General features: G+C 51.0%; 3 protein-coding genes. 2 read left to right on the forward strand and 1 reads right to left on the reverse strand.

The window, feature by feature from the left end:
* Positions 1–875: 875 nt before the first annotated feature.
* Positions 876–2,600, forward strand: coding sequence for a KAP family NTPase (locus KOO63_11650; protein ID MBU8922462.1), 1,725 nt, complete (start codon positions 876–878; stop codon positions 2,598–2,600).
* 505 nt (positions 2,601–3,105) lie between these two features.
* Positions 3,106–4,680, forward strand: coding sequence for an FG-GAP repeat protein (locus tag KOO63_11655; protein MBU8922463.1), 1,575 nt, complete (start codon positions 3,106–3,108; stop codon positions 4,678–4,680).
* Positions 4,681–5,283: 603 nt separating this feature from the next.
* Here the strand turns inward: KOO63_11655 and KOO63_11660 are convergent.
* Positions 5,284–5,543 (reverse strand): transposase (locus KOO63_11660; protein MBU8922464.1); only part of this gene is annotated, 260 nt, incomplete at its 5' end.

A 5,543-nucleotide genomic window follows, 5' to 3' on the forward strand; every position in this document is an offset into this window, starting at 1 on the left:
TTAAGGATGGGGTTGTGGGTTGGAGTCCTGTTCGGGGAGCCGGTTGTTTTTTAGGGCAACTTTTGGGCAGGTCTTGGGGCTTGTCTTTTTTTTGGCGTATAAGGCGTTGGGGCAAAAGGATGTGGGAGTGGGGGTCGTTTGGAAGGTGAAACTCTGAGGTTTTCTTCCTTAACACAGAACCGCTAAATGACCTCGGAATTCCTCTCCGAGTCTTAGAAACTGTGCCTTGATGGATGGTTTGCTTAACAGCCGATGGCCTGGTAGGAGCGGCCTGTCCCGCTTGATTTGCTGCCGCGATGCGGGTTCGTTCAACACACGAACAATTCGTTATGATATCTGTCCCCAATCACACTAGCCTAAGGGCTCTAAGTGTCAACGAATCAGGGAGTTCCACGGCTAGGGACTATAGATATCAAGCATAAGTGACAGAGCCACCGCATCTTGGGCAACGTCCGCTTTTTGGGTGAGGTGTCCCCTTTTTACAAACGCCCCCCATATTGCTTTTTCCACATAAAATTGTTTCGCACTTCTTACACTTTTTCAACGTTCCACCACAGGTACAATTCGCCATTAGGGCATCCTTTGCTGAATATAGTTGCCATTAGTTTAGTCACTATCCCCGATTAGGATATAGCGTCAAAGGAAAAACATAAACTAGAATCCTCTATTAAATTTTTTGCAAGGAGCGGAACATTCCACCGAGGGACTTTCCTTCGGACAATTGCCAGTCCGAAGGCAATACCTACAAATGTTCAGGACTCCATTGCGTTCTAAGATTTTAGCTAGTGAAAAGAACACTCTGGGGGTAAGGTCAACTGTGGAGAATGGGGAGATGAGGGAAAACACAGTAACCAAATACTCGTTGAGGTTTTTGGATGAGCAAAAAGGTAATGGGGATAGTTGACGAACCCAATCCCAGGTATGCCAAGGATTGTTTAGGAATTGAGCGTCACGCCAGCGCCCTGTCGCAATTTGTCCTCCGAGCCAACACACCGCTTACCATAGGTATTCAAGGGGAATGGGGCAGTGGCAAGACCTCACTTCTCAATTCGATTCATTCCACCCTTGAAGAGAGTGGAACGTGTCGCCAGATTTGGGTAAATGCTTGGGAACATTCCCTTCTGGTGAATCCCGAAGAAGCCCTGCTGAGAATTGCCAGTGAAATAATCCAAGAAATGCTGGTGACCGATGGTGATGCCAATCGCAGCGCTCAAGTAAAGAATGCGGCGAAAGGAATCTTCAGGGGCGCCCTGAGAGTTGGGGCCACTGCGGCCTTGGGAGTCAAGGCGGGGGATATCACTGATGAATTGTTTGCAGAACAATCGCCCTCTATCAAAGCGCTAAGAGAGCAATTGGCCAAGATCGCTTGTGAGATTCAAGAGCGACCAACCAACCCGTTTCAGAAGTTCGTTGTTTACGTTGATGATCTCGACAGAATAGAGCCGCATGCAGCCGTGACTATTTTGGAACTGCTAAAGAATATTTTCAGTGTACCCAACTGCATTTTTATTCTGGCCGTTGACTATCAAGTTGTCGTGAAGGGGCTTGAATCGAAATTCGGTAAGAGGACCGAGGAGAACGAGTGGGAGTTCCGCGCCTTCTTTGACAAAATTATCCAACTGCCTTTCATGATGCCCATGGGGCAATATGATATCGGAAAGTATGTGGGAGATTTGCTGCAGAAGGTCGGCTTTGATTCCAAGGCTCGGCTCAACGAGGCCGACCTCCACAAAATTATTGCTTTGACCATTGGTGGCAACCCGCGGTCACTGAAACGGATGGTGAACTCGCTGTCCCTAATTGAGGTATTCATTGGTACTGCTGATGCGGAAAACCAAGACACGATGGACGAATTGGATCGACTGATGCTATTTGCCCTCGTGTGCCTCCAGATTTCCTTTCCGGATCTCTACGATTTGGTGAACTCATATCCGGATTTTTTGGAATGGACAGAGGATGTTGCGGCAGAGACAACCCGACGCAAAGAAGAACACGACCATCAATTCTCTCAGATGTTTGAGATTGCTACCAGTACGGGAGATTTTGACGAAATCTGGGAACAGGTTGTTTTTCGTGTGTGTTATGCCAACCCTAGGCAAAGAGTACGGGCTCGAGATGCATCGCAATTTTTCAACCTTTTACGCGATCGGTTTTCCTCGAAAAAGGGCGTTTCGCTACCGGAGCGAATCACTAGAACACTCGATTACACCTCCGTCACGAGCATGACAACATCGGACAAAACCCAGACTCGAAAATCCGACAAGGATTTCAGTAAATACAAATTTGGTGGACGCGAGTTGGGCAAGAGTCGTCTTGTTCTCGCCGTCCTGAGTCAATATGTCGCGGACAATCCGGATGTATCTTTTGATGATCTCAAGGCAAATTTTCCTGATGAAGCTCAAGGTGCCATTGGGGTTTTTGTTAAGAAAGAGGAGGCCGAGGACCGGTTTGCACGAACCGGTTATAAACGCTTTTTCATGAAAACTAATGAGCCGATTATGCTGATCGATGGTCCTGTTTGTGTTTGCAATCAGTGGGGCAAGGGAAACGTTGAAAAGTTCATTGCAATCGCAAGAAAGCTGGGCGTGACTATCTCATAGGGTGGAGAGGCGGCTTGGCCTTGCCCGCCTTCTCCCGACATCTCGAATGTGATTAGATTACCTCATCCCCTCTCGCCCGGCGGGGGAGGTGGGGGTTGAATTCCTCACTAAATGCCTCTGAGGGTCCGGTCTGCCAGGCCATTCGACCTGACTCGGCCGGTGCTCATTTAGTAGGAAAATGGATACTAGTATTTCTTCCTTAAACGACTCAGGGTCCGTGCGCCAGGACCCCCTCTCCCCCTCACCAAGAACAGCAAGATGAGGAAACCGGGAAATGGCGAAAAAGGAAATGCGAAAAAGAGGATTTTGAACATCCATTTATGCTATACTTGGCCAATCGTAACCTCAACTGGAGCAGGGTGGATGGATTACAGCGGTATGCGCAGGGGCTAGTCGCGAACAGGAGTTGTGCATTCCCAGTGCGATTGTGCAGTCGATTTGGTGTTAGCAATTTCAGATGATCCAAGGTGCAAAAAGGTATCAGCATTTTTTCGGAAGTACTACGATGATCAATCGACTAATAATCTTAATGCTTCTTGCGACACCTGTTCGGGCCGCAGAAATCATCGTTACATTTCTACCGGAGAATCCGGGCCAACGATTCGGCGCAGACATGGGTTGGACGGGCGATGTCAACGGTGACGGTGTCGACGACTTCTTGGTTATCGACTCATATCAGGCAGGCAACGGCTACAGTGGCAGGGCATACGTCTACTTCGGCGGGCCACAATTCGACGAAGAACCTGACCTCATATTGCAGCAGGATGCGAGCGGTCGACTCGAACAAGCTCTTGAGGGACCTTTTGACTTTAACGGTGATGGTTTTGGAGACCTCGCAGTTAGTTCGCCATCTTATGACATCGATGGGATGGCGAATGCCGGTGCGGTCTTTATTTACTTTGGCGGTCCAGAACTAGATGCAGTGGCCGACCACGTTATACCGGGGCCATGGAGAGACAACTATTTCGGAGAACTCATAGCTCGTGCAGGTCATTTCAATACTGAAGACGATTACGATGACATAGTTGTTAAGAAACCGGGAATCAGAGGTTGGACAACACCACCAACAGTAGAAGTCTATCTTGGCGGGCCATCTCCTTCACTGGAAAGTGCTTGGGGACGCCAGTATGCCGACTACGGGGATGACTCTAACGGTGCAGTCGCTTTTGCGGGAGACACGAATGGCGACGGGGCCGACGATCTGATCGTGGGGATTCCGTGGAAAGATGGATGGACCGGTGGGTTTGCGGCTGGCGAAGTCAAAATTCTGCACGGTGGCGAACTGATGTGGAACGGAGGATTTCCTTACCAGATTTTGTTTTGCGACCAGGCGCTTCTGGGCACGTCTGCGGACGGTGCCTTCGATTTCAATGGCGACGGGTACGACGACGTAATTGCCACCGCACCGTATATACAAGAGTCGCGGCTTATCCTGGGTGATGCGGATCCGAGTTCGGCGACCGTACTATCCTTGATTCCGGGCGAAAACACCGCAGGACTTGGAGATGTTGACGGCGATGGTTTCGACGACTTAGCGATTACGGATCTTGACGGTGCCGTCTGGATCTTCCTCGGAGGGGCTGAACCCGATACTTTGCCGGACCAGGTGATCCGTGCAGAGCCAAGCGAAACCTGGATGTGGCTGGATGTGGCCAGAGCCGGAGATTTCGATGCTGACGGACTCGATGATATCGCTGTCCGTGCTTCCTGGCATGACGAAGGATATGTTTATGACAGCTTTGTACGCTTGTACCGGGGAATTGGCGGAGCAGTCGAAACGCCGTTAGATACACCGGGTCTTCCTGTCTTGTCGTACGACGGCTCAACGCCAAATCCATTCAACGCGCACGTAGAAATTTGCTACTCCCTAGGGGTAGAGTCACTTGCGCACGTGAGGCTGTTTGATGCGCGAGGGCGACTCGTGCGAACGCTATTCGACGGCATGCAGACGATAGGATCGCATGCGGTCACATGGGATGGCCGGGACGAGTGCGGAAGGGGTCTGCCTAGCGGTGTGTATTTCGTGCAGGTCCTCGGTCAAGGGCGTGCCGTAGGCGGCCGAGTGACACTGGTCAAGTGATATGGAACGGCTTCTATAGGGTAGTCTGTCAAGACATACTCCGGCAGCAGACTGAGTGCTTTTGGTACTGCCGTTGGCGTCTGTGGTTGCAGTGTCCCTTCTGAATATTTATCCTGCGGTCGAATTCAGCGGACTTTTCCAACCTTTTCCCGACATCTCGAATGGGCTGCGCCGTTGAGAGCCACTCTGCGACGCCTGGACGCCTGACACTTAACCCTTCACGTTCAAGCCGACACGGGGCAGCGTGGGTGGGGTGGGCAAGGGGGCGGTCATTTTCAGACCCGGTTGACAAGGGGAGTCCTCATAAGTGTTATACGCCAAATCAAATGCCCGACGATCACACTAATTAGCATCCGAGTTTTCGTCGGCCTTTGGGTCCAGATCGTTTTCCCACGACGCTGCAAAGCCCGTGTGCCTACCATTTAATCCATCCAGTGAAATTGTAACATACGGACAGCCCTATCCAGCCCAGAAACAGAGAATAATTTGGCCGGGAGGGAATGTTTCGACGATTGATACTGCTACGGACCATTCGATTTTTCCATTACTACGGGGGCCGAGCGAACCAGTCCACCAAAGATGCTCAAATTTGTAATTGAAAGACTAAGCGGCTTGACGATAGTAGCGGTGATGCAATCCGCCGAGCACGGGCTCACTGGCCACGGGCCCGGCATCCGTTGCTTGGATAGCCCGTGTCTCCGGCGCATCCTTCTCCAACCCCAGATGTGTACGCGACCGGTGGTAGTAGGCCAGGTACTCCTTCAACACTCGCCGTAAGTGCCGCTCCCCCAGCACAATCACATGGTCCAGACATTCCCGCCTGATCGACCCGATGATCCTTTCGCAATAGCCATTCTGCCAAG

This window comes from Candidatus Latescibacterota bacterium, assembly GCA_019038625.1.
Lineage (GTDB): Bacteria > Krumholzibacteriota > Krumholzibacteriia > Krumholzibacteriales > Krumholzibacteriaceae > JAGLYV01.